Below are 24,396 nucleotides of genomic sequence, written 5' to 3'. Positions count from 1 at the left end.
TCTGAAGATTAAAACGGCTTGAAAACCACCATATAAAGCGCGGCCACCATCATCAATACGGGGAGTTCGTTGAATACCCGATACCAGCGGTGCGAATACACATTGCTGCCGTTTTGAAAACGGCGCAGCAGCAGACCGCAATAAAGCTGGTAAGCCAAGAGCAGCAGGCCGCACAATAATTTAACCGCCAGCCAGCCGTTGCCCCACCAATTATTTACAAACCCGATGGCCGCGCCAAATATCAGCGTTCCCCAGCCTAAAGGCGACATAAAGCGGTACAGCCTGCGCGACATATCCGTCAGCCGTACATATTCCACGCTACCAGACTCTAATTGCGCCAGATTCACATAAATCCGCGGCAGATAAAACAGTCCGGCAAACCAAGAAATCACAAAAAATATGTGTAACAGCTTAAACCACAAATACATTTCAGACGGCCCCAAAACCTAAAACCATTATTTTATCCGCAATACGGCCCGAGCCAAAATAAAATAGTCAAAACAATCTGATTTAGTTCGCCACAACAATGTGTTGCAGGCGCGATTTTACCCAAAAACCAAATTGTAAATTTCGCAACAATATGCAAGTTGATATATGCACGATGCAAAAAACTTGTTAAAATCCTATGCTATTTAATTATAAAAACATTATGGACGGAAAACATGAAACAATTTGAAATCAGCAACAGCGTCAGGAAAGAGCTTAGCAACTACCTGAATACGCACAATCTAAGTCTCAAAGCCGCCATGGATAATGAAACAACCAATGGCGAAGTCGCGGCCATCGTTCATGCAGGATTGCCGGCGATGATTCGGAAAATCTATTCTTTGGAAAAAATGAAAACCTTTTTCTGGACGAAAAAAGATTTGATGATGGAATTTATCAATATGCGCTTGGATGCCGGTGATAAAAAGGGCAAAAACTAATTTTAGCGTTGAGCTGGGGGAGATAGGGGTTTGAAATGTGGGCTTCTGTTTTTCTCGAAGTCTTGTTAGGGACAGTGCTTGCTCATTGTTCCTAATAAGTTTTGACAACCGAAAGGTCGTCTGAAATTCAAATGATAGGGCATGGGAACATGCCCTGTTTTTATGGGCGGCTTGTCCGCATTGGGAAAATATTGAGCTTGGAAATCATTGCGGCGTTCTGCGCTGGGTGGTTTTATCGGCTTAATGGTTTTATATTTGTTTTGCTGAACATATTGAATGGATTATAAAAAGGCCGTCTGAAACATTTCAGACGGCCTTTAGCGTTGAATCAGCAATTAAAACGGCGGATTTTCAAATCAAGCTGCGTTGTCAAAACCGCTGTGGCGGAGCAGGGCATCCAGGCTTGGTTTGCGGCCGCGAAAGGCTTTGAAGGATTCGGCTGCGCTGCGCGAACCGCCGACGGCCAGTATTTCTTTCCAGAAGCGGCGGCCGGTTTCGGCCACATCGTCGCTTTCTTCAAACGCTGCGTAAGCGTCTGCACTCAAAACTTCCGCCCATGCGTAGCTGTAATAGCCTGCGGAGTAGCCGCCGGCGAAGATGTGGCTGAAGCTCAAGGCAAAGCGGTTGTATGCCGGCGGTTGGGTCACGGCGACTTCTTGACGCACTTTGTCCAAGATTTGCGGCCATTCTTTCAGACGGCCTTCATCTTCCTGATGATAGATTTCCATGTCGAAGAGGGCAAATTCCATTTGACGGACGAGGAACATACCGCGTTGGAAGTTTTTGGCCGCGTGCATTTTGTCGAACAGCTCTTTCGGCAATACCGCGCCGGTTTCTTCGTGCGAGGACATTTGCGCCAATACGTCGTATTCCCAAACGAAGTTTTCCATGAATTGGCTAGGCAGCTCGACCGCGTCCCATTCGACGCCGTTGATGCCGGATACGCCCATTTCGTCAACTTGGGTCAACAAGTGGTGCAGGCCGTGGCCGGTTTCGTGGAAGAGGGTGATGATTTCGTCGTGGCTCAAACGCGCCTCTTTGTCGCCGACCGGCGGGGTAAAGTTGCAGACGAGGTAGGCAGTCGGCAGTTGCAGCGTACCGTCGGCGAAACGGCGGCGGCTTTTGTAGCCGTCCATCCATGCGCCGCCGCGTTTGCCTTCGCGTGCGTATAAGTCCATGTAAACGCCGCCGATGGTTTGGCCGTCTTGTTTCAGCTCGAAATAGCGCACGTCTTTGTGCCAAACGGGGACGGTTTTTTCAGCCAACTCGATGCCGTAGAGTTTTTTGATTTGGGCAAACAGGCCTGCCAATACTTTGCTGATAGGGAAGTATTTTTTCACTTCGGTTTCGCTGAAGGCGTATTTGGCTTGGCGCAGTTTTTCGGCGGCGTAGCTCAAATCCCAAGATTGCGGATCTTCGATATTCAGGCTCTCGCGTGCAAAGGCTTTGATTTCGGCAAAGTCTTTTTCGGCAAACGGTTTGGCGCGGCGGGCAAGGTCGTGCAGGAAATTCAGAACCTGTTCGGGCGTATCCGCCATTTTGGTTGCCAGTGACAGCTCGGCGTAGTTTTTGAAGCCGAGCAGTTTGGCGGTTTTCAGTGCGTTTGCAAGCGTTTGTTCGACGTTGGCCGTGTTGTCGAATTTGCCTTCGTCAGACAATTCGCTGGCACGGGTAACGTAGGCGCGGTAGATTTGTTCGCGCAGTTCGCGGTTGTCGGCGTATTGGATAACGGCGAGGTAGTGCGGAATCTGCAGGCCGATTTTGTAGCCTGTTTTGCCTTCGCTTTGCGCAGCGGCGGCAAATATGGCGATGGAGTCTTCGGGGATGCCGGAAAGTGGCGCGGCATCGTCAAAGTAAATGCTGAAAGCGTCGGTCGCGTCTTGGACGTTTTGTGCGAATTTGGCACCCAGTTGCGCGCCTTTGGTTTGCAGTTGCGCCAATTCTGCCTGCTGTTCGGGCGGTAATTCGGCACCGCTGAGGACGAAATCGCGCAAGTCGTGGTTGAGCTTGGTTTGCTGCGCTTGGGAGAGGGTGTCGAACTCGGCAGAATTTTTGATGATTTTGAAGCGGTTGTACAACTCGATGTCTTGACCGATTTCGGTGAAGAAGATGGTGATTTCGGGCATCAATTCGTTGTATACGGCACGCAGCTCGGGCGTATCGACCACGGAGTTGAGATGGGAAACCACGCTCCAAATGCGGCCGACACGTTCGGTAATGTCGGTCAGTTTTTCGACCGTGTTGGCCCAGTCGGTGTGCTTTTGCGCTTTGATGGCGGCGATTTGTTCGCGTGCTTCGGCAATGGCGGTTTGCAGGGCAGGTTTGATGTCTTTGGTTTTGATTTGGTCGAAACGGGGTTCTTCGCCCAAGTGGAGCAGGACATTGTCGCTCATATGGTTTCTCCTGGATAAGATGGATTCAGACGGCCTTGTGGCCGTCTGAAAAGAAAACGATAGGCGTTATATGGTGGCAGACAGGCAGAATTAAAGTGTCTCGCCTGCCTGTCGGCCAATCTTATTCTGCGCCGCGCGGATTGGCGTGCAATGGCGCAGCCAGCTCGAGGCGCATAGTGGTGCCTTCTGGGGCATAAACCGCATTGGCAACATTGGTTTGCAGGGATTCGGCAAACGAGCCGCGATACACTTTTGCGCCTTGGTGGGTCAGGTTGGATTGCACGTCGACATACACTTCTCCGCCGATTTGACGCCAGAGGTGGCAGAAGGTGTAGTCTTCGGACAGATAGCGTTTGCTTTCAGGATCGACCATGCAGTCGAAGAAGCGGTAGTGCAGGCCTTTGTTTTCCGGGCTGTAGTCGCTGTCGGAGACGTAGTTCAACTCGGGGTAGGCCTCTATCATTTTTTCAAATACGCTGCGTTTGATAACCATGAAGCCGGTTGGTGCGTCATGAACCTTCATAAAGCCTTCTTCATCGACTTTCAGGACGATTTCGCCGTTTTCATTTTTGTCGTTGGTATTGACGGTGTAAGAAGTGTACATGCGCTCGAAATCGGCTTGGGTCATGCCGGCAGGAAGGCCTGCTTGGGGCCAGTTTTCGCGTTTGAGCGGATAAACGCCGGCTACAACGTCTTTGTCGGCCAAGAGCAGGCGGTAGAATGAGTCGGGAGAGAAGCCGATGTCGGAGTCAATCCAGAATAAATGCGTCCATTCTTTGTTTTCCAAAAATTTGGCCACGCAGTTGTTGCGCGCGCGCGTAATCAGGCTTTCGCCGCGCTGCATCATTACTTGCAGCGGCAGGCCGAGGGAGGCGTTGGTGTGGACGATGTTCAGAAGCGAGAGGGTGTAGTTGTGGAAATATTTGCCGTCATGGCTGGGGGTCATGATTACAGGGTACATTTCGGCAAGGGCTGATTCGGGCAACATGACTTTTCCTTATTGTTTATTGTGAACCTCGGTATTGTAAGGTATTTGATAGTATATATAAACTGGACTATTTTAATTTATTGATTAATTGGCATTGTGTGCGTAAGAATTCGTCCAAAACCGCCTGTTGGATTTCCAAGCGTTTAGCTACGGGCGAGGCAAAGCGCACGATGATGTTGTACACTTTGTCATCATGTGGCACGCGGGATACGCGCGGCTGGGCGGCGGGCGTGATAAACAACTTTTGGGTTTGCACGTTTTCCAAATGCTGCTTGATGGCAGGGACATAAGGCTCGCACAATGGCTCAAGAACATCTTTCAGACGGCCTATGATTTCGTCCGAATCCAAATGAATCGGCACGGGGATTTCCACCGTATGAATCACATAATCGCCTAAAATATTGTCGCGGCGTACGGTATGGCTCAAAAGCAGGCTGTTGGGAAACGAGAGCGTTTTGCCGGAAAGCTGGCCAATCAACGGATTAGGGCCGATTTGCATCATCAGCGTGTTCAGCATATTGATATCGACCACCCGTCCGCGCAGGCCGTTGATTTCGATGTAGTCGCCGATGGAATATTGTTTGGTTACCGAACGCAGGATGCTGCCGGACAAACACATAATCAGCTCTTTGGTTGCCACCACAATCGCCGCGGCCACTGCAAACATGGACAACGCCAAAGTTTGAATCTGCGCCGCCCAAATCATCGCCAGCCCGAGTAGGATCAGCAACATGGTCACGTTGCGGCTGAACACCAGCGAGCGGCGTTTGTTTTCAATGCTCAAATCCGGATGGCTGCGAAAATGCGCCGAGAGCAAAATGCTGCGCCCGGCAATGACGACCACAATCATCAATACCGACATCAATGCCGATTTAATGATTTCTTCACTGACAGGCAAAGCGTTCAGCCATTCATGCATGGTGTTCCACATAATCCTGTTTCCTTTCCCTTCTTAGGCCGTCTGAAAACCCACGCGTTCAAAAATTTCTGCCGCACACGCTTCCGATACCGCAAACAAAGTTGCCACGCTGCCCAAAGCCCGTTGCGTAGCCGCACTCAAATCATCACGGCACACTTCGCCCAGCCACTCAACCGGCCGCACCAGCGACATTTTTTCATCGTCCCATTGCGGACAATGTACCGCGCCGCCCGTAATCCTGCCAACCCGATAACGGCGCAAAGCAGGCGAGTAGGTCAATACGGCATCTCCATCGGCCAACTCGTTGACAAACCGCCACATCTGAGCCGCGCCCGATTGCGCCGTTCTCAACTTCACATCCGGCACGGCCGAACGGTAAATATCCGTTAGTTCCTCACGGCCAAAACCCTTGGCCGCCGCTTCGGCCAGCATAGGCCAGGCCAATGCCGCCACACCGCGTTCAAAAAATACATCATAAAGCGCACCTTGCGTGCTGCGAACCATATAAAGTCTGGCTTGTTTTCCCATTGCGGTACCTATTTGTTTGAAGAACCCATCCCTTTGTTTCCATGTTACCTGTTACGGCTGAAAAATTCGATATTTTACATTGCCGGAAGGATTTGAAGTTCTCGCTGAAAATAAATGAATTATAGATGAAAGGCCGTCTGAAAAATAAAATAGGCTTATATATCAACAGATGATATATCGTAACAATATATTAATAACTGTAAAATTTTTTACGTTTGCATCAAAAAAAAGATAAGATAAAAAATCAATCGTGAAAGATTGCTATTCACTGAACATTAGGAGAGAAAAAATGACCTGTAAAACCCACGAACATCATGACCACGTTCACGGCGCAAACTGCGGCCACACTGCCATCAAACACGAAGGTCACGTCGATTATCTGCACGACGGCCACCTGCACCATGAACACAACGGCCACTACGACGAGCATGCCCTGAGCGTCAATGAAACCAACCCTGACGGCTGCCATCCGGTTGACACCTGCCACGGCCACGTTCACGGCGAAGGTTGCGGCCACGAAGCCGTACCGCACGGCGATCACGTCGACTACATTGTCAACGGCCGTCTGCATCACCAACACGGCGACCACTGCGACGACCACGGCCCGGTTGAAATCGTTAAATAAAACTGTTTTTCAGACGGCCTTTGATATGGCGCTTCTATAGAAAAAGGGGGTGTATTTTCACCCCCTTTTTTGTGGGCTATCTTTTCCTATTAGCCAAAGTCTCTTGCAATAAACTTTTCGGATAATCTCTCCATACAATAAGGCCGTCTGAAAGCCTGAATCTTTATCTGATTTATGTTTTTAAAGCGCTTTTTAAATTAAAGGCCGTCTGAACGTGTAGTTTCAGACGGCCTTTAGTTTTACCAATTCACGCGGACGGCCCTGCTGCCGAGCAATGTTTCCAGTTCGTCAAACAAGGCGGTGCTTGGCGTTACCATCCATTTTGGTGCAATTTTCAATTTGCCTGATGCTTTGCAGTTGCTGTACGACAGTTGCAGTGGGATGTGCGACGTGTCGGGCAGGCGGTGGGCGGTGAGGATGGCGGCGAGGCGTGCGATGTCGTGACCGGGGGCGAGGGCGAGGCTGAGGCTGCGGGCGTAGCGTTCGCGCGCCATTTGCAGGGTCATGACTTGGTTTGCCATGATGCGCAGCCCGTCGCCGCCGCCGTAGTCGTCGCGGCTGACTTTGGATTCGATAATCAGCACCTGGTCGGATTTGAGGTAGTCGGAGCAGTTTTCCAGCGTCTGGCCGCTGACCATGATTTCAATCTGTCCGCTCAAATCTTCGAGGCTGACGAAGGCGATTTTGCCGCGTTTGCCCATCATGGTGCGCACGGCGGTAACGAATCCGGCGAGGCGCACGCTGTCTTGCGGTTTCAGACGGCCTAACTTGGTCGGGGCGATTTGGCGGACTTCTTGGGCATATGGGCCGAACGGGTGTCCGGACAGATAAAAGCCGATGACGGTTTTTTCTTCGGCGAGTTTTTCTGACTCGCTCCACATGGGCACGTCAACGAGCTGCACCGGTTCGATGGCGTCTTCCATCATGTCGAAAAGTCCGCCCTGATTGGCGTTGGCGGCTTTTTGGTCGGCGTTGTTCATGGCAAGGTCAATGTTCGCCAAGAGCATGGCGCGGTTGGGTTCGATGCTGTCGAACGCGCCGCCGCGTATCAGGGCTTCGAGGGTGCGGCGGTTCATGTGTTCTTTGCCGACGCGCTCGCAGAAGTCCAAGAGGCCGGTAAACTTGCCGCCGCTTTGCCGAGCGGCGATGATGGATTCGACGGCGGCTTCGCCCGTGCCTTTAATCGCGCCGAGTGCGTAGCGGATTTTCATGTTCGGATACGGCGTGAAGCGGTAGTCGGATTCGTTGATGTCGGGCGGCAGGAACTCGATACCGTTGGCGCGGCAGTCATCGTAGAAATGCTTGAGCTGGTCGGTATTATCCAATTCAGACGACATGGTCGCCGCCATAAATTCGGCGGGATAGTGGGCTTTGAGCCATGCGGTCTGGTAGGAAATCAGGGCGTAGGCGGCGGCGTGGGATTTGTTGAAACCGTAGCCGGCGAATTTTTCCATGTAGTTGAAGATTTCGTCGGATTTTTCGCGCGAAATGCCTTGTTTTGCCGCGCCTTCGGCGAAGATTTCGCGGTGTTTCACCATCTCTTCGGGCTTTTTCTTACCCATGGCGCGGCGCAGCAAGTCCGCACCGCCGAGCGAGTAACCGCCGATAATCTGAGCCGCCTGCATCACTTGTTCCTGATACACCATAATGCCGTAGGTCGGCGCGAGGATGCCTTCGAGCAGCGGGTGGATGTATTGGAATTCCTGACCCTTCATGCGCGCGACGAAGTCGGGGATGTTGTCCATCGGGCCTGGGCGGTAGAGTGATACGAAGGCAATAAGTTCTTCAAACTTGGTCGTATGCGCCGTTTTCAGCATTTTTTTCATGCCGGTCGACTCGAACTGGAAGACAGCGGTGGTGTTCGCATCGCGGAAGATTTGGTAGGCGGCTTGGTCATCAAGCGGAATCTTGCCGACATCGACGATATCGCCGGTGGTATTTTTGATGTTGTTCTGCGCCATTTCGATAATGGTCAGGTTGCGCAGACCCAAAAAGTCGAATTTCACCAAACCCACGTCTTCCACGTCGCCCTTGTCGTACATGGATACGGGTGAGGCGGATTCGTCCGCCTGATACACAGGGCTGTAATCGGAAATCTTGCCCGGCGCAATCAACACGCCGCCTGCGTGCATACCCAAACCGCGCGTCAGGTCTTCCAACTTTTTCGCCAGCGTAATCAGTTCGTCCGCTTCTTCCGCTTCGATTAATTCCTGAATCTGCGGCTCGGCCTCCATGGCTTTTTCCAAACTCAGGGGTTTGTTGGCTTCCAACGGAATCAGCTTGGACAGTTTGTCGCACAGCATAAACGGCAGCTCCAGCACGCGCCCCACGTCGCGGATGACCGCTTTGGACGACATCGTGCCGAAGGTCACAATTTGGCTTACCGCCTCCGCGCCGTATTTTTCGCGCACATATTCAATCACGCGACCGCGGTTTGCCTGACAGAAGTCCACGTCGAAGTCGGGCATGGAAACGCGTTCGGGGTTTAAGAAACGTTCGAACAGCAGCGCGTATTTCAACGGGTCGAGGTCGGTAATCTTCAGCGAATACGCCACCAGCGAGCCTGCACCCGAACCACGGCCCGGCCCGACCGGACAGCCGTGCGTTTTCGCCCAGTTAATAAAGTCTTGTACGATAAGGAAATAGCCGGGGAATTTCATCTGGATGATGATGTTCAGCTCAAAATCCAAACGTTCCTGATATTCCGGCATTTTTTCTGCGCGTTCCGCTTCGTCGGGATAAAGCTGAACCATGCGTTCTTGCAAGCCCTCGTTGGATAGCTTTACCAAATAATCATCCAGCGACAGGCCGTCCGGAGTAGGGAAGAGCGGCAGGAAGTTTTTGCCTAATGTGATGTGCAGATTACAGCGCTTGGCGATTTCCACCGTGTTTTCGAGGGCTTCGGGCAAATCGGCAAAACGTTCGGCCATGGTTTCCGGCGGAATGAAAAACTGGCTCGGCGTGAAATCGCGCGGACGTTTTTTGTCCGTCAGTACCCAGCCGCCAGCGATACACACCCGCGCCTCGTGCGCGTTGAAATCATCGCTGCTCATAAACTGTGTCGGATGCGTCGCCACCACCGGCAAATCCAGTTCCTCCGCCAGCTTCACGCTGCCGGAAACGCAAGCCTCCCATTCAGGGCGTTCGGGCAGGCGTTGCAGCTCTAAATAAAACGCATCAGGGAACCACGCCGCATATTTCAACGCCGCCGCACGCGCCGCGTCTTCATTGCCGTTCAAAAGATTCACGCCCACTTCGCCGTAATGCGCGCCACTCAAACAAATCAAGCCGCTGTTGTCGCCGTTTTCCAGCCATTCGGGATTGAGTTCCGCATGATGGATATTGCGGTCTTTGCCGACATAGGCCTCCGTCAAAAGCTCGCTCAAGCGCAGATAGCCCGCATCGTTGCGGATAATCAGCATGGCACGAAACGGCTTGTCGGGCGCATTCGGATTGCCTATCCACACGTCCGCCGCGCCGATGGGCTTAATTCCGGCGCCGCGGCAGGCTTTATAGAATTTCACCAAACCGAATTCGTTCATCAAATCGCTGATGCCCAAAGCAGGCAAACCGTATTCCTGCGCTTTGGCAATCAGTTTTTTAATCCGCACCATACCGTCGGTAATCGAGAATTCGGTATGCAGGCGCAGGGGGATGTAGGTCGGCTCGGTCATGGCAAAATCGGCGTGAACAATAAAAGGCGTATTGTAGCAGGGTTGGCAGCTAAAGGCCGTCTGAAAACCAAATGTAATGGGGTTGGATAAAGCAAATAAAATAGAAGGGGGCTTTCTTTCAGACGGCCATGTTAAAATATCGCCATTATTGAAAAGGATTAAATGATGGAAGCAACAGTCTATCTTGAAGATAATGAATACATCGCTTTATGCGACCTGTTGAAATTGGCCGGCCTTGCCGAAAGCGGCGGACAGGCAAAAGCGTTTATCGCCGAAGGGCTGGTGTTGCGTAACGGCGAAACTGAAACCCGTAAAACCGCCAAAATACGCGGCGGCGAAGTGATTGAGTTTGACGGTGCACGCTTGGAAATTGCCGATGGATACGACCCTGAAGAATAAAGCCGAAGCCATCTTGGGCGAGCCGCTTTTAGACGAACCTGTCCGCCCTGAGTCGTGGGAATGTTGTGGCAGCGAATGCGGCGATGCCTGTATCCAGACAATGTATTGGGTGGAAAAAGCCCGATATGACGCGCAACAGAGGAAATTGAAAGAAGCGGGTTGGATAGACGGCGAAGATGGTACAAAGGCCGTCTGAAAACGATTGGGCTTGATAGGAGCTGTGTTTCAAACAATGCTGCATTAAAGCCAATGCCGTCTGAAAGTTTCAGACGGCATTGGCTTTTTTAAAGTTTAAATTAAGATTGTGTTACCTCGGAAGCGGTTGCATTTTCAGGTGTGTCAGGTGCAGCATCTGCAGGAGCCTGATAATCTGTATTTTGCGATGAAGAGGGCTCAGCATTGTCATGGTTATCATGTTTATGATGCTTATCATGTTTACCAAAGTGTCGTTTGTCTTGATCGTCATCTTGTGCTACTGCCAATACTTTGCCGTTTTGAGCATCAACCAAAGCTTCGTATTCGACGCCGTCTTTCAAGATTTCTACTTTGTAACGGCCGCCCAAATGTTGTTTGTATTTGTAATCGACATCTTTAACGACGCCGCCCACTTCCGCTACCGCTGCTGCGGCTGCTTGCTGGCCGGAAACCTTTGCAAACATACCTTCTTTGAAAGCCATAGTACCTGCTGCACCAGCAACGCCCAAACTTGAAGCAATAATACCGGCAATGATGAGTTTTTTTGAAATAAAAGCGTTAATGCGTTTCATGATTTTCTTTCCTACTGTGTTGTTGAACGATGAATGCATTCTATGCCTCAACAATTAGCTGAATATGAGCAAAATGCTAAGATGTGTAATTAGTTGCAATACTAAAATTAACACTTTAATAATAATGGAGATCGAAGCCGCGCTTTCAGACGGCCTTGCTGATATGTTGTGATGGCATATTTGGCGAAAGTTTTGGTTTGCGTGTGAAAACAAAAAGTGTGATGAAAAAAAGGCATGTGTGATACATGCCCCGAATTAAATGGTAAACACAATGGTGAGAAAACAAATGACGGAATAAGATTTGCGGTTGGTCAATTCATTTGTCGCCGCCTTGTTTTACAATCACTCAGGCGATGTTTCGCCTGCAAGATTTTCGATTTCTTCGCGATGCGCGTCAAACCATGAGCCGACCACTTGATTGACTTCGTCCATGCCTTGTTTTTTCAGGCTGGAGAATAGTTGAACGCTGATTTTTTGACGCTCGGTGTAGGGTTTGAGTGATTTTTTTACCGCCGCCAAAGTTTTAATCTGGTCGTTTTTAGACAGCTTGTCTGCTTTTGACAGCAGGATATGCACGGGACGGCCGGTGATGTGGAAAAAGTCCAGCATTTGAATGTCTAAAGCTTTGAGCGGATGGCGCGAGTCCATAATCAAAATCAGGCCGATCAGTTGGCGGCGTTGTTGCAGGTAGTCGCCCAAGAGTTTGACCCAGTGCGCACGGATGGCCTCCGGTACTTGCGCGTAGCCGTAGCCGGGCAAGTCGACCATGAAATTGCCGTTTTCCAGTTCAAAGAAATTGATGTGTTGGGTTCGGCCCGGTGTTTTGGAAACATAGGCAAGGCGCACATGATTGGTTAAAGTATTGATGGCGCTGGATTTGCCGGCATTGCTTCGGCCGACAAAGGCAATCTCGGCCGGCGTGTCGGGCAGGTCTTTCAGATGGTTGACCGTTGTAAAGAATTTGGCGTTTTGAAAAAGGTTCATCAGTATTTCCTTGCATGGAAACAAAACTGCAACATCATAATTTGTATCGGGCATTTATGTTGCAGCAGTTTGGTAATTTGAGTAGTAATTTAATGTAAACTTGGTATAGAATAGCACGTTTATAGAATTATCGGTTTTAATCGGGAAAATTCCCCGGTATTTGAGTATAAAAAAGGCATTGACGCGGTACGCAATGCTGTAATCAGGAGCACTCCATGAAACGATTGACTTTATTGGCCTTGGTATTGGCTGCCGGTGCGGTTTCCGCTGCCCCTAAAGCAGATGCTGAAAAAGGCAAACAGGTAGCGACTACTATCTGTGCGGCGTGTCACGCAGCCGATGGTAACAGCGGTATCGCAACTTATCCTAAACTGGCAGGTCAGGCCGCGGCCTACACCTACGGTCAAACCATGGCCATCAAAGACGGTACCCGTACCCACGGTGCTGCCGGCGTGATGAAACCGATGGTGATGAACTTGTCCGAACAAGACATCCGCGACGCTGCCGCCTACTATGCCAAACAACAAGGCAAACCGGGCGAAGCCAATCCTAAAGAAAACCCAGAGTTGGGCGCGAAAATCTATCGTGGCGGCCTGAGCGCTAAAAAACTGCCGGCATGTATGTCTTGCCACGGTCCTAGCGGCGCAGGTATCCCTGGCGGCGGTACTGAAATCCAAGCCTATCCTCGTCTGGGCGGCCAACACAAAGCTTACGTTGTCGAGCAAATGAAAGCTTACCAATCCGGTCAACGCAAAAACGCCATCATGGCCGATATTGCCAACCGCCTGAGCGAAGAAGAGTTGAACGCAGTAGCCAACTTCATCCAAGGTTTGCACTAATTTCGTTTTGAAACGAGCTTATTGATACAGGCCGTCTGAAAACCCTTCAGACGGCCTTAGCCAATATAGGCCGATAAGCCTGATTGTTTTTTTCAAATAGCGACAGCAAGATTTTTACTACAATATGCAGTATTCTTCCTTTCGCATCACACGTCATTGCAGTCCGTTCCATCGATCGGGTTGCCCCAAGCCGACATTTGAGACATGAGTAAATCTTCATCATCCGTCCCACTTATCCGTAGACCATGGTTTGCCTTTTTCAGCTCCATGCGTTTTGCCGTCGCCCTGCTCAGCCTGTTGGGCGTGGCTTCGATTATCGGTACGGTCTTGCAGCAAAACCAGCCGCAAGTCGATTATTTGGTGAAATTCGGCCCGTTTTGGTCGCAGATTTTCGGCTTTTTGGGTCTGTACGACGTGTACGCCTCGGCGTGGTTCGTTGTCATCATGATGTTTTTGGTGATTTCCACCGGATTGTGCCTGATTCGCAATGTTCCGCCGTTTTTGCGCGAGATTCGTTCGTTCCGTGAAAACGCGAAGGAAAAATCGCTGGCGGCAATGCGCCATTCCATCGTTTTAGACGGACAGGTGACGCCCGAAGTCGCACAACGATATTTGGAAGTACAAGGCTACGGCTGCAAAACCGTTACGCGTGAAGACGGTTCGGTTTTAGTGGCGGCGAAAAAAGGCGCGATGAACAAATGGGGCTATATCTTTGCCCATGCCGCGCTGATTGTAATTTGTTTGGGCGGTTTGATAGACAGCAATATCCTGCTGAAAATCGGCATGCTCACCGGCAAAGTCGTGCCGGACAATACGGCGGTTTATGCCAAAGACTTTAAGCCCGAAAGCGTGTTGGGAGAATCCAACCTGTCGTTTAGGGGCAATGTCAATATTTCGGAAGGTCAGAGCGCGGACGTGGTATTTCTGAATGCGGATAACGGCATGCTCGTGCAAGACTTGCCGTTTTCGGTCAAATTGAAGAAATTCCATATTGATTTTTACGATACCGGTATGCCGCGCGATTTCGCCAGCGACTTGGAAGTCACGGACAAGGCAACCGGCAAAGTCAGCGAACACACTATCCGCGTCAACCATCCTTTGACGCTACACGGTATTACGGTTTATCAGGCAAGTTTCGCCGACGGCGGCTCTGACTTGACGTTTAAAGCGTGGAATCTGGCTGATGCCGATCGTACTCCGGTCAAACTCAAAGCAACTTCTATGCGCGAGTTTCCGCTGGATTTGGGCAAGGCTTCTTATAAGCTGGAATTTGACCAGTTTACTTCGATGAACGTCGAAGACATGAGCGAGCCGTCTGAAAAAGAGCAAAACTTAAAATCCGCCATCAATGATGTTCGCTCCGTCCGTCAAGAAGGCAAAAAATACACCAATATCGGCCCATCTATCGTTTACCGCATCCGAGACAAAGCAGGGCAGGCGGTCGAATATAAAAACTATATGCTGCCGGTAAAACAAGATGAAGACTATTTCTTCATTACCGGCACACGCAGCGGCTTGGCGCAGCAATACCGCTGGTTGCGCATTCCGATGGATAAAAACGGCCAAATCGACACCTTTATGGCTTTGCGCCAATATCTGAAAGATGATGCGGCACGCCGTAAAACCGTTGCCAACGCCGTTAAAGGCGCGCCTGCCGAAATCCGTGAACAATTCATGGCGGCGGCGGAAAACACTTTATCGATTTTTGCCAAAGGCGGCTATTTGGCTTTGGACGAATTTGTTACCACCAACATTCCGAAAGATCAGCAGGAAAAAATGCAGGGCTATTTCTACGAAATGCTCTATGGCGTGATGAATGCCGCTTTGGAAGATACGATCAGCACATACAACCTGCCGGCTTGGCCGCAAGACGAAAAGCGCAACCGCTTCCTGCTGCATGCAATGGACGCGTACACCGGTTTGACCGAGTATCCTGCGCCAATGATGCTGCAATTGGAAAGTTTTGCTGAAGTACGCTCTTCCGGCCTGCAGATGACCCGTTCTCCGGGGGAGTTCTTGGTGTATTTGGGTTCGGTATTGCTGGTGTTGGGCACGGTGTTCATGTTTTATATTCGTGAAAAACGTGCTTGGCTGCTGTTTTCAGACGGCCGTATCCGTTTTGCCATGTCTTCCAGCCGCAACGAACGCGACTTGCAGAAAGAATTTCCGCAACACACACGGCAATTGCAGCAGCTTGCCAAGGATTTGAACCATGAATAACAAACTTCAGGCCTTGCCCGAGCATGAGCTTCTGACACACAAATCATTTATCCGAAACCTCAACCTTTTCGACTGGGCATTCGCGCTGCTGATTGCCATCGGTGCGTTTATTGCCCAAACCCAAGCCGGTCTGCACATGGACATCTACGAAATGGTGATTTTGTGGGCGAGTGCCGGTATTGCCGTTTTTCTGGGTTGGTTTTTCAAACCGATGCGCTGGTTTATCCCTTTGGGCGTGTGCTTGGCGTATTTGGCCGTTGATTTGTATGGCGGTGACATTAAACACGCAGACGGTTTCCTGCTCAAATATCTGTTAAGCAGCCAGTCGGCGATTATGTGGCAATGCGCGTTTGTGTTCTTTGCCTTGTTTGCCTATATCGTCGGCGCGATAGCAGCGGTGCGCAAAAATGTGTCGTCCAATACGCTTTTGGGCATGGGTACCGTGTTTGCGTGGGTTTCCGCGATGGCGGGCTTTGTCGGTTTGCTGGTACGCTGGCATGAAAGCTATCTGCTGCGTCCCGATGCCGGCCATATTCCGGTTTCCAACCTTTACGAAGTATTTATCTTGTTCTTGGTCATTACGGCACTGATGTACCTCTATTACGAAGGCCGTTTTGCCGTACAAAAACTGGGTGGCTTTGTCTTCAGCTTTATGGCAATTGTGGTCGGATTTGTCTTATGGTACAGCGTTTCACGCGAGGCTCATGCCATTCAGCCGCTGATTCCTGCTTTGCAGTCTTGGTGGATGAAAATCCACGTTCCGGCCAACTTTATCGGCTACGGCGCATTCTGTATCGCCGCCATGCTGGGTATTGCCGAACTGCTGGCGCTCAGAAAAGAAGATGCGGGCCAAAAATCATGGCTGCCGCAATCGCAAGTCATTGAAGAAGTCATGTACAAAGCGATTGCCGTCGGTTTCTTGTTCTTTACTATTGCTACCATTCTCGGCGCATTGTGGGCGGCTGACGCGTGGGGCCGCTATTGGAGCTGGGACCCGAAAGAAACTTGGGCATTCATCGTTTGGCTGAATTACGCTATCTGGTTGCATTTGCGGCTGGTAGCAGGTTGGCGCGGCAAAGTGTTGGCTTGGTGGGCGGTTATCGGCCTGGTCATTACCGCCTTTGCCTTTATCGGCGTGAATATGTTCTTGAGCGGCCTGCATTCTTACGGCACATTGTAAGCAGCTTATCCCGCACTTTATTTCAGACGGCCTTTTTCCGTTTTCGGAGAAAACGCCGTCTGAATCGTTTTTAATCATTTTTTTCAGACGGCCTCAAACCATGTTGGTATTAGGAATTGAATCATCTTGCGACGAAACCGGCGTTGCGCTCTACGATACTGAGCGCGGCCTGTTGGCGCATCATTTGCACACCCAGATGGCGATGCATGCCGAATACGGCGGCGTTGTCCCCGAATTGGCCAGCCGTGACCATATCCGCCGTGTCGTGCCGTTGACGCAAGGTTGCTTGAAGGAAGCAGGCGTAGGCTATGCCGATATTGACGCGGTTGCCTTTACGCAAGGCCCGGGTTTGGGCGGCGCATTGCTGACCGGTTCAGGCTTCGCCAACGCCTTGGCATTTGCCATCGGCAAGCCCGTTATCCCCGTTCACCATCTTGAAGGCCATTTACTCTCGCCCTTATTGGCAGACGATAAGCCTGAATTTCCATTTGTCGCTTTGCTGGTGTCGGGCGGGCATACACAATTTATGGCTGTACGCGGTATTGGCGATTACACCTTGCTGGGTGAAAGTGTGGATGATGCGGCAGGCGAAGCATTTGATAAAACGGCCAAGCTTTTGGGTTTGCCTTATCCCGGCGGTGCCAAATTATCCGAGCTGGCCAAACTCGGCACGCCTGATGCCTTCACATTCCCACGCCCCATGCTCCATTCGCACGATTTGCAGATGAGCTTTTCCGGTTTGAAAACTGCCGTTTTGACTGCTGTCGAAAAAGTCCGTGCCGAAACAGGCAACGATGAAATTCCCGAGCAGATGCGCAACGACATTTGCCGCGCTTTCCAAGATGCGGTGGTTGACGTATTGGCGGCCAAAGCCAAAAAAGCGTTGTTGGATACCGGCTTCAGAACTTTGGTGGTTGCCGGCGGTGTGGGTGCAAACTGGAAACTGCGTGATGAGTTTTCACGGTTGGTCGTCAAAATGCCGTCTGAAAAAGGCAAACCCAAACCGCAGGAAGAAAAAATCAATGTTTATTTCCCGCCGATGTCATACTGTACTGACAACGGCGCAATGATTGCCTTTGCCGGTGCGATGCGTCTTGCCGAGCGTCAGGCTGTCGGCGCATTCAATGTTAAGCCGCGCTGGCCGCTGTCGGATATTGTGAAGCAGGGTTGATGCATTAGACCGCTTCGATGCAATGAAAGGCCGTCTGGAAACCTGAAGACAGGGTTTTCAGACGGCCTTTAATGAAACGTATGTTTGCGGTAAAACTTCATTCAAAAAGATGAGTAATTTTTTCATCCGTTTTTTCTACAATATTAACTTTGATTGATTGCAAAAGGCCGTCTGAAATGACGAATTTATCCAAAGGTTTGCTGGCTGCGATAGCGTCCAATTTGTTGTTTTCCATGCTGTTTCTGTATGGTATGTGGATGCGGCCGATGACGGGGACGGAGGTGTTTGCCTGGCGCATGGTCGCCATGCTGTCGGCTTTGTGCGTGCTGATGACGATGGTCAACGGTTGGCAGGCGGCAACGCGTTTTGCTTATGGCGTCGGCCGGGATTGGAAACGATGGCTGCTGATTGTATTGCCGACGCCGATATTTGCCAGCCAGTTGTGGCTGTTTGTCTGGGGGCCGGTCAACGGGGAAGGTGTAAACATCGCCATGGGTTATTTCCTGTTTCCTTTGGCGATGATGCTGGGTGGACGGATTTGGTTTAAAGAGCGTTTAAACCGATTGCAGACGGTTGCCGTTGCGTTGGCGTGTGCAGGCGTGGCATGTGAATTGGTGCGGTCGGGCGCGTTTTCGTGGACGACTGTATGGGTGTTTGGTACTTATCCGTTTTATTATCTGCTGCGCCGCAAGCTGGGCGTGCCTTCCTTAATCGGGCTGACCTTTGATTTGATGATGATTACGCCGTTTGCGTTGGCGTATATTGTGCTGGCAACGGATACACCCGCGATGATTGCGGCCAAACCAATTTTAATTTTCTTTATTGTGCTGCTGGGCTTCAATAGCGCAATATCCATGCATTTGAATTTGAAGGCGAATCAGTTGTTGCCGGTTGCAGTGTTCGGTATGTTGAGCTATTTGGAACCTGTATTGCTCTTTATCGTGTCGATTGTGTGGCTGGGCGAGCCGGTAGAAAAAAGCGCATTGATCGGCTATGGCCTGATTTGGTCGGGATTGTGCGTGATGATTGTCAATGGCTTGTTGGGAATGAAGAAAGAAAAGAAATTGGCTAAAGCTTGATGATAGATTAAGGCCGTCTGAAAAAAGGGTTGCCCAATATTTTCAGACGGCCTTTGATATTGAAAGGGACGTATCGGATGCGTCCCTTTTGTTTTACCAGCTTTGGGCGATACGGTCGGCTTCTTGCAGGCGTTCGACTGTGCCGACGTCCAACCAAAGGCCGTTATGGTGTTCGCCACTGATTTGGTTTTGGCTCATGGCCTGACGCAATAGAGGGGCAAGTTTGGCAGCCTGATGCGCCGGGGTATCTTTGAAAAGTGCGGGATGATAAACGCCCACGCCGCTGAAAGTCAGGGCTTGGCCGTCTGCAGATGAGGCGGATACCAGGCCGTCTGAAAGCAGGCCGAAGTCGCCTTCGGGATGGTGTGGTGGATTGTCCACCAGCCATAAATGGGCGAGAAGGTTGTGTTCCTGCATACGCTGGGCAGCCAGTCGTGCAGCTTGGAAATCAATGTCAGTCAACACATCGCCATTGACGACCAAAAACGGCTCGTCGCCCAAAAGAGGCAGGGCGGTGGCAATGCCACCGGCGGTTTCCAGGCCTCCGGCGAGTTCTGGAGAATAGGCAATGCGCACGCCGTAGTCCGAACCGTCTTTCAAGGTATCTTCGATTTGTTGGCCAAGCCAGGCATGGTTGATGACGATTTCAGTGAAACCGGCTTGTTGCAGGCGGCGCAAGTGCCAGCCGATAAGCGGCGTGCCTGCCACTTCGAGTAAGGGTTTGGGCGTGTGGTCGGTCAGCGGGCGCATGCGTTCGCCGCGACCGGCGGCCAATATCATTGCTTTCATGGGTGTGCCTATAATGTGTGAAACAGAAAAAGTCTCAGGCAGTCTGAAAAATGAAACCGATGTTTCAGACGGCCTGAGACCCTTATTTATGCCAAAGATTTGAATTGCCTACGGAAATACAGCAATGCTGGCGCTTGCGTGTCGGTATTGCGGATTTCGTTGAGCTGAACAAAAAAGACGTAATGCGTGCCGATTTCGCGTTGATCGACAATGCTGCCATGCATGTGTGCCAGCGCGCCTTCGACTTCGAGCTGTCCGGTTTGTCCCCTATGCCAAATATGGTATTCGAAGCGTTCTTCGGGCGAGAGGTTGGTCAGTCCGGCAAAGTGTTCGGCAACATCCTGCTGGCTGTCGTTGAGCGTGTTGATACACAAATCGCGGTTGCCCTGCAGGATGGGGATGATGGCGGATTGGCGGTTGATGCACAGCATGACTGTCGGCGGCTCATCGGTAACGGCAGTGACGGCAGTCATGGTAATGCCATAGCGCCCTGCTTCACCGTCTGTCGTGATAACGTGCACGCCAGCGGCACAGGAGGCCATGGCATCTCGGAAGGATCTCTTGAGTGTGTGTGTTGAATCTGTCATCCGGCTCGCTTTATTTTAATGCCTGTTCGATTTTTGCCAGCTCTGCCAAGAGTTCTTTGAGTTGTGCCATTTTTTCTTTGGTAAGGACTTTTTCAATTGCGTCATAGCGCTCGTCAACCAATGCGCCAGTGGACTCATAGAGTTTCTCGCCTTCGGGCGTCAGTTTCAAGTAAACACGGCGTTGGTCGTTGGAAGGCTTCAGGCGCACGGCCAAACCTGCTTTTTCCAAGCGGGTCAGAATGCCGGTCAGGCTGGGACGGAGGATGCAGGCCTGATTGGCCAAATCTTGAAAGTCGAGTGTGCCGTTTTCCGCTAAGAGCCGGATGATACGCCATTGCTGGTCAGTAATATTGGCTTGGTTCAGAATAGGGCGGAATTGGGTCATCAATGCTTCCCGTGCCTGAATCAGACCGATATTGATAGATGCATGTTTAGATTGGTTGGGCATTACTAAGTCTCCGGTGTTATCAAAAATCAAACCGTTGAAGCGTGAGGTAGATTGATAAAGGCGAATATTGCTGTTTTAAGGCTGCCGTCGGCAGCCGGGTCATGGGAACAAAAGCATCACTGCCACAATATTAGATGAAGATCTCTAACAGTTTGTTTTGATAATAATGTTTCCAATTGTTCTTATGGTTATATCTTAGTCTATTTTCTTTATAATCTCAACAAAATCATATGTTATTGGGAAAGAGATAGTTTATTTATTTATGAAATGGAATTGGTTGAATATATTCAGGTGAAATTATTCTTTAGATTCTCTATTTTTAGTGGATTTTCAATGAATTTAGCTGAAGATATTTGCCAAGTAAATTCTGATTTTTAAGCCGATATAACTGGAAAGTCCGGATGTGTGATGAATCATTTTGCCATCTTTTAATATGATAATGGTCGGAGTGACGGCTATGTTCCATTTTTGAGCCATCAGGCCGTCTGAATCATTGAAATTTGGAAAGGATAGGTTGTTTTGTTGCATATGGTGGGCAATGTCTGCGTTGCTTCCGGAGCGCAAGGCTACGCCCAGTGTTGGGATATTGTCTTGGTGCAGCTTTTCTATGGTTGATGATGTGTATGAACAAATACGACACCAGCTACCCCAAAAATAAACGACGGCAACCCGATTTTGACTGAAGGATTGAAGGGAAGTGGTTTGCCCATCGGTTAAAGTGATGGTTTGTGCTGCCGACTGCAAGGGTTGGTCAGGCTTGCGCACCCAGTCGACAATCAGGGATAAGAAGATGAAGATAATCACAGCCTGAAGCAATGATTTGGCGTAGTGGAGTAGGGTTTTCATCATATATTGCGGGGATATTGGATTATTGTTTTATAAATGAAAAAAGCCTTGCAGAGCAAGGCTTTTTGATTCGATTCTGAAAACGTATTAACGTTTGGAGAATTGTTTTGCGCGACGTGCTTTGCGCAAACCTGGTTTTTTACGTTCAACTTCACGAGCATCGCGAGTAACGAAGCCTGCTTGAGACAGGGCTGGTTTCAGGGCTGCGTCGAAGTCAATCAGGGCGCGGGTGATGCCGTGACGGATAGCGCCGGATTGACCGGTTTCGCCGCCACCGGTTACGTTAACTTTGATGTCGAAAGATTCGGCATTTTCAGTCAGAATCAGAGGTTGACGTACAACCATGCGGCTGGTTTCACGTGCGAAGAATTCGTCAACGGGACGGCCGTTTACGATGATTTGGCCGGTACCTTTAGTCAAGAATACACGAGCCACTGAACTTTTGCGGCGGCCTGTGCCGTAGTAGTATTTACCGTTCATGTCGTGTCCTTATTATTTCAGTTCCAAAACTTTAGGTTGTTGTGCAGCGTGGCCATGTTCGGCGCCGGCGTACACTTTCAGTTTTTTGATCATAGCGTAGCCCAGAGGACCTTTAGGCAGCATGCCTTTTACGGCTTGTTCCAAAGCGCGGCCTGGGAATTGCTCTTGCATTTCGCGGAAAGTACGCTCGTAGATGCCGCCTGGGAAACCAGAGTGACGGAAGTATTTTTTGTCTTCGAATTTAGCACCGGTCACGCGCAGTTTGTCTGCGTTGATGACGATGATGTAGTCGCCAGTATCAACGTGAGGGGTGTATTCGGGTTTGTGTTTGCCGCGCAGACGGTGTGCGACTTCGGCTGCGACACGACCCAGAACTTTGTCTTCTGCGTCAATGACGAACCATTCGCGCTTCACCTCATGGGGTTTTGCAGAGAAGGTTTTCATGGTTGGAATCCAGATATATATAGAAAGTTATGGATTTTAAAGAGGAGATTGGCTTTTGTCAATCTTAATTGAGTGTGTTTGATGCATGAATATGCGGTTTTTTCAGACGGCCGGAAATCTTTACGAAAGTCTTTACTTACGAAAGGGAAAAGCCACACCTGTCGGTATGGCTTTTTTTAGGGAATCCCCACGAGTGCCGTTTAGGCTGAATCCGCTTGAACCTTGCTGACAAGGCGGTCACCTCGGGTAGTTTCGGGTGCGTCCGGCAAACGGACGCTCGCGCCCACTACAGCTCCCGGCAACCTAAAGCGAACGTATTGGTTCAAAGGAATATATGCCTTCGCGAACACCGCAGGGAAAAGGGGGAAATCAGTTTTGTTCCAAGCGCGCCAGTGCTTTTTGGCACGCGTTGTTCATGTCGGTTATTTTACGCTCAAATTCACCGATTGCCAAATCGTCGTTGAGGGTGGTTTTTAAGAGGTCGTGTACGACGTTGAGGGCTGCCATGACGACGATTTTGTCCGTGCCGACGATGCGGCCGCTTTCTTTAATCGCGTCGCTTTTTTTGTTGAGCATTTCAACGGCTTGCAGCAGGGTAGCTTTTTCTTCACTCGGCGTGTTGATGGTGAAGTTGACATTCATGATGTCGAGATTGACTTGTTCGATACTCACGGGGCGTCCTTTTATTGTTGTGTTTCTTGGGGCAGTCGGGCAATGAGGCTGCGGATTTGGTCTGCGCTTTGGGCCAGTGCGTTGCGGTAGTTTTCTTTTTCGACGGTCAGGCTGTCAATTTTGCTTTGCAGGTCTTCTTTGAGTTTGCCGACTTGAACCAGCAAGGCTTCGCTGAGTTCGTCAATGGCCGCGTCGTGTTGGCGTTTTTGTTGCTCTTGCTCGAGTTTGAGTCTGTCGATTTCTTCGTTGAGACGGCGGTTTTCTGAAACCAGCGTTTCAAATTTTTGGACAAGTTGGTAAACGTTGATTTCCAGATTGTTCAGTGATTGGTTCATGTGTTTCCCTTCAGACGGCCTTATGGCCGCCATATTGTGCGTCAGGCCGTCTGAATGGCAGACGGCGCGACCGTTTATTCGAAGCGCGCGCTTCGTTCCATCAGTCGTTCAACGACTTGCTGCGGGGTCATTTCTTTGCGGATGAGTTGCAGCAGGGTTTGAGTGATGGGCATATCGATTTGGTATTTGGCGGCGGTGTTGAAGACTTCTTCAATGGTGCTGACGCCTTCGGAAACGTGGCCGATTTCGACAAGCACTTGATGCAACTCTTTGCCTTCTGCGAGGCCGAGGCCGACGCGGCGGTTGCGCGAGAGTGCGCCGGTACAGGTCAGGATAAGGTCGCCGATGCCTGCCAAACCCATCATGGTTTTGGGTTGTGCGCCCATGGCGATGGCAAGGCGGGTGATTTCGGCAAGGCCGCGTGTTACTAAGGCTGCGCGTGCGTTGAGGCCGTATTCGAGGCCGTCTGAAAGGCCGGTGGCAATCGCCATAACGTTTTTAACGGCACCGCCCACGGCAACGCCGATGACGTCGGTGCTGCCGTACAGGCGCATTACGTTGGTGTTCAGTTGGGCGGTGGTTTCTTCCACCCATTCTTTGTTTTCGGAGGCAAGTACGACGGCGCAAGGCAGTTGGGCGGCCAGTTCTTGGGCAAAGCTCGGACCTGAGAGAACGCCGATTTTTTTATTGTTTGGCAGGACTTCTTTCAGTACTTGGAAAGTCAGAAGGCCGGTATCTTGTTCAAAACCTTTGCAGGCTGCGAGAACGGGAATGTCGGCGGCGTTATGTTGTTTGAGCAGCTCGGCGCTGCTTCTGAGGCCGGCTACGGAGGTAACGATCAGGGCAAGTTGGCTGTCTTTCAGCGCTTCACCCAAATCGGCATAAACGGTCAGGGACTCAGGGAAAGGGAAGCCGGGCAGGCCGCGTTTGTTTTCGCGATCTGCTTGCAGGGTGCGGATTTGGTCGGGATTGCGTGTCCAAAGGGCGACTTCATTGTTGTGGTGCGCAAAGTGCAACGCGAGAGCTGTACCCCACGAACCTGCGCCGATGACGGTAATTTTCATGTTTCTCTTCCATATGGGAACGGGGCTTACTTTAAAACA

Annotated in this window: 26 protein-coding genes and 1 other RNA gene; 9 read left to right on the top strand and 18 right to left on the bottom strand. The window is 50.6% G+C overall.

Going from position 1 to position 24,396, the window contains the following annotated elements:
* Positions 1-8: 8 nt before the first annotated feature.
* Positions 9-428 carry a CopD family protein gene (locus tag Q1M25_RS00205; protein ID WP_300480395.1) on the bottom strand — a complete coding sequence of 140 codons (420 nt, stop codon included), beginning with the start codon at positions 426-428 and terminating at the stop codon, positions 9-11.
* A gap of 234 nt (positions 429-662) precedes the next feature.
* Here Q1M25_RS00205 and Q1M25_RS00200 point away from each other — a divergent pair, with 234 nt between their 5' ends.
* Positions 663-926, top strand: a complete 264-nt coding sequence (locus Q1M25_RS00200; protein ID WP_070713750.1) for a hypothetical protein — start codon at positions 663-665, stop codon at positions 924-926.
* A 356-nt stretch (positions 927-1,282) separates the two neighbouring features.
* On the opposite strand, the gene Q1M25_RS00195 is transcribed toward Q1M25_RS00200, so the two are convergent.
* The 4 genes from Q1M25_RS00195 to Q1M25_RS00180 form a co-directional block, all read right to left on the bottom strand.
* The gene (locus Q1M25_RS00195) at positions 1,283-3,319 is read right to left on the bottom strand and encodes a M3 family metallopeptidase (RefSeq protein WP_300480392.1); all 2,037 of its coding nucleotides are present in this window, start codon (positions 3,317-3,319) and stop codon (positions 1,283-1,285) included.
* 121 nt (positions 3,320-3,440) lie between these two features.
* Positions 3,441-4,307, bottom strand: coding sequence for a hypothetical protein (locus Q1M25_RS00190; protein ID WP_101756172.1), 867 nt, complete (start codon positions 4,305-4,307; stop codon positions 3,441-3,443).
* A gap of 67 nt (positions 4,308-4,374) precedes the next feature.
* Positions 4,375-5,238: a mechanosensitive ion channel family protein gene (locus Q1M25_RS00185; RefSeq protein ID WP_300480388.1), complete on the bottom strand. Its 864-nt coding sequence runs from the start codon at positions 5,236-5,238 to the stop codon at positions 4,375-4,377.
* A 21-nt stretch (positions 5,239-5,259) separates the two neighbouring features.
* The gene (locus Q1M25_RS00180; RefSeq protein WP_107857409.1) at positions 5,260-5,754 is read right to left on the bottom strand and encodes a restriction endonuclease; all 495 of its coding nucleotides are present in this window, start codon (positions 5,752-5,754) and stop codon (positions 5,260-5,262) included.
* Between the two features lie 289 nt (positions 5,755-6,043).
* Here Q1M25_RS00180 and Q1M25_RS00175 point away from each other — a divergent pair, with 289 nt between their 5' ends.
* The gene (locus Q1M25_RS00175) at positions 6,044-6,379 is read left to right on the top strand and encodes a hypothetical protein (protein WP_003684489.1); all 336 of its coding nucleotides are present in this window, start codon (positions 6,044-6,046) and stop codon (positions 6,377-6,379) included.
* A 239-nt stretch (positions 6,380-6,618) separates the two neighbouring features.
* Here Q1M25_RS00175 and dnaE read toward each other — a convergent pair whose 3' ends face one another.
* Positions 6,619-10,053: a DNA polymerase III subunit alpha gene (gene dnaE, locus Q1M25_RS00170; RefSeq protein ID WP_300480382.1), complete on the bottom strand. Its 3,435-nt coding sequence runs from the start codon at positions 10,051-10,053 to the stop codon at positions 6,619-6,621.
* A 165-nt stretch (positions 10,054-10,218) separates the two neighbouring features.
* On the opposite strand from dnaE, the gene Q1M25_RS00165 reads away from it, so the two are divergent.
* Both Q1M25_RS00165 and Q1M25_RS00160 read left to right on the top strand, forming a co-directional pair.
* Positions 10,219-10,452, top strand: coding sequence for an RNA-binding S4 domain-containing protein (locus tag Q1M25_RS00165; RefSeq protein WP_002221492.1), 234 nt, complete (start codon positions 10,219-10,221; stop codon positions 10,450-10,452).
* Positions 10,430-10,648, top strand: coding sequence for a hypothetical protein (locus Q1M25_RS00160; protein WP_300480379.1), 219 nt, complete (start codon positions 10,430-10,432; stop codon positions 10,646-10,648). The genes Q1M25_RS00165 and Q1M25_RS00160 overlap by 23 nt, the downstream gene beginning before the upstream one ends.
* Before the next feature lie 100 nt (positions 10,649-10,748).
* On the opposite strand, the gene Q1M25_RS00155 is transcribed toward Q1M25_RS00160, so the two are convergent.
* A complete protein-coding gene (locus Q1M25_RS00155; RefSeq protein WP_232444986.1) occupies positions 10,749-11,219 on the bottom strand; it encodes a PepSY domain-containing protein in 471 nt (156 codons plus the stop codon).
* A gap of 342 nt (positions 11,220-11,561) precedes the next feature.
* The gene (gene yihA / locus Q1M25_RS00150; protein WP_049336942.1) at positions 11,562-12,203 is read right to left on the bottom strand and encodes a ribosome biogenesis GTP-binding protein YihA/YsxC; all 642 of its coding nucleotides are present in this window, start codon (positions 12,201-12,203) and stop codon (positions 11,562-11,564) included.
* A 215-nt stretch (positions 12,204-12,418) separates the two neighbouring features.
* Here yihA and Q1M25_RS00145 point away from each other — a divergent pair, with 215 nt between their 5' ends.
* The 5 genes from Q1M25_RS00145 (at position 12,419) to rarD (ending at position 18,692) form a co-directional block, all read left to right on the top strand.
* Complete coding sequence (locus tag Q1M25_RS00145) at positions 12,419-13,042, top strand: c-type cytochrome (RefSeq protein WP_003684518.1); 624 nt, start codon at positions 12,419-12,421, stop codon at positions 13,040-13,042.
* A gap of 267 nt (positions 13,043-13,309) precedes the next feature.
* The gene (locus tag Q1M25_RS00140) at positions 13,310-15,262 is read left to right on the top strand and encodes a cytochrome c biogenesis protein ResB (RefSeq protein WP_300480420.1); all 1,953 of its coding nucleotides are present in this window, start codon (positions 13,310-13,312) and stop codon (positions 15,260-15,262) included.
* Complete coding sequence (ccsB, locus tag Q1M25_RS00135; RefSeq protein WP_300480371.1) at positions 15,255-16,442, top strand: c-type cytochrome biogenesis protein CcsB; 1,188 nt, start codon at positions 15,255-15,257, stop codon at positions 16,440-16,442. Before Q1M25_RS00140 ends, ccsB begins: the two co-directional genes overlap by 8 nt.
* 100 nt (positions 16,443-16,542) lie before the next feature.
* Positions 16,543-17,613, top strand: coding sequence for a tRNA (adenosine(37)-N6)-threonylcarbamoyltransferase complex transferase subunit TsaD (gene tsaD, locus Q1M25_RS00130; protein WP_300480368.1), 1,071 nt, complete (start codon positions 16,543-16,545; stop codon positions 17,611-17,613).
* 176 nt (positions 17,614-17,789) lie between these two features.
* Complete coding sequence (gene rarD, locus Q1M25_RS00125; protein ID WP_300480366.1) at positions 17,790-18,692, top strand: EamA family transporter RarD; 903 nt, start codon at positions 17,790-17,792, stop codon at positions 18,690-18,692.
* A 93-nt stretch (positions 18,693-18,785) separates the two neighbouring features.
* On the opposite strand, the gene murU is transcribed toward rarD, so the two are convergent.
* From murU to Q1M25_RS00075, 10 genes are all read right to left on the bottom strand, one after another.
* Positions 18,786-19,481 carry an N-acetylmuramate alpha-1-phosphate uridylyltransferase MurU gene (gene murU / locus Q1M25_RS00120; protein ID WP_300480363.1) on the bottom strand — a complete coding sequence of 232 codons (696 nt, stop codon included), beginning with the start codon at positions 19,479-19,481 and terminating at the stop codon, positions 18,786-18,788.
* 86 nt (positions 19,482-19,567) lie between these two features.
* Positions 19,568-20,068, bottom strand: a complete 501-nt coding sequence (gene hpaC, locus Q1M25_RS00115) for a 4-hydroxyphenylacetate 3-monooxygenase, reductase component (protein ID WP_300480361.1) — start codon at positions 20,066-20,068, stop codon at positions 19,568-19,570.
* Between the two features lie 10 nt (positions 20,069-20,078).
* On the bottom strand, positions 20,079-20,516 hold the full coding sequence (gene hpaR, locus Q1M25_RS00110; RefSeq protein ID WP_004520883.1) for a homoprotocatechuate degradation operon regulator HpaR: 438 nt from the start codon (positions 20,514-20,516) through the stop codon (positions 20,079-20,081).
* 339 nt (positions 20,517-20,855) lie between these two features.
* Positions 20,856-21,362, bottom strand: coding sequence for a protein disulfide oxidoreductase (locus Q1M25_RS00105; protein ID WP_300480357.1), 507 nt, complete (start codon positions 21,360-21,362; stop codon positions 20,856-20,858).
* Positions 21,363-21,449: 87 nt separating this feature from the next.
* Positions 21,450-21,842, bottom strand: a complete 393-nt coding sequence (gene rpsI / locus Q1M25_RS00100) for a 30S ribosomal protein S9 (RefSeq protein WP_300480354.1) — start codon at positions 21,840-21,842, stop codon at positions 21,450-21,452.
* Between the two features lie 12 nt (positions 21,843-21,854).
* On the bottom strand, positions 21,855-22,286 hold the full coding sequence (rplM, locus tag Q1M25_RS00095) for a 50S ribosomal protein L13 (RefSeq protein ID WP_003684605.1): 432 nt from the start codon (positions 22,284-22,286) through the stop codon (positions 21,855-21,857).
* A gap of 180 nt (positions 22,287-22,466) precedes the next feature.
* Positions 22,467-22,647: non-coding RNA, 6S RNA (gene ssrS, locus Q1M25_RS00090), on the bottom strand.
* 8 nt (positions 22,648-22,655) lie between these two features.
* Positions 22,656-22,958, bottom strand: coding sequence for a cell division protein ZapA (locus Q1M25_RS00085; RefSeq protein WP_003681511.1), 303 nt, complete (start codon positions 22,956-22,958; stop codon positions 22,656-22,658).
* Between the two features lie 11 nt (positions 22,959-22,969).
* Positions 22,970-23,293, bottom strand: a complete 324-nt coding sequence (locus tag Q1M25_RS00080) for a hypothetical protein (protein WP_036492772.1) — start codon at positions 23,291-23,293, stop codon at positions 22,970-22,972.
* A gap of 74 nt (positions 23,294-23,367) precedes the next feature.
* A complete protein-coding gene (locus Q1M25_RS00075; protein ID WP_003749007.1) occupies positions 23,368-24,357 on the bottom strand; it encodes an NAD(P)H-dependent glycerol-3-phosphate dehydrogenase in 990 nt (329 codons plus the stop codon).
* Positions 24,358-24,396 lie beyond the last annotated feature (39 nt).

Origin of the sequence: uncultured Neisseria sp. (genome assembly GCF_951230505.1) — a bacterium.
Lineage (GTDB): Bacteria > Pseudomonadota > Gammaproteobacteria > Burkholderiales > Neisseriaceae > Neisseria.
This window is presented reverse-complemented; position numbering and strand designations above follow the sequence as displayed.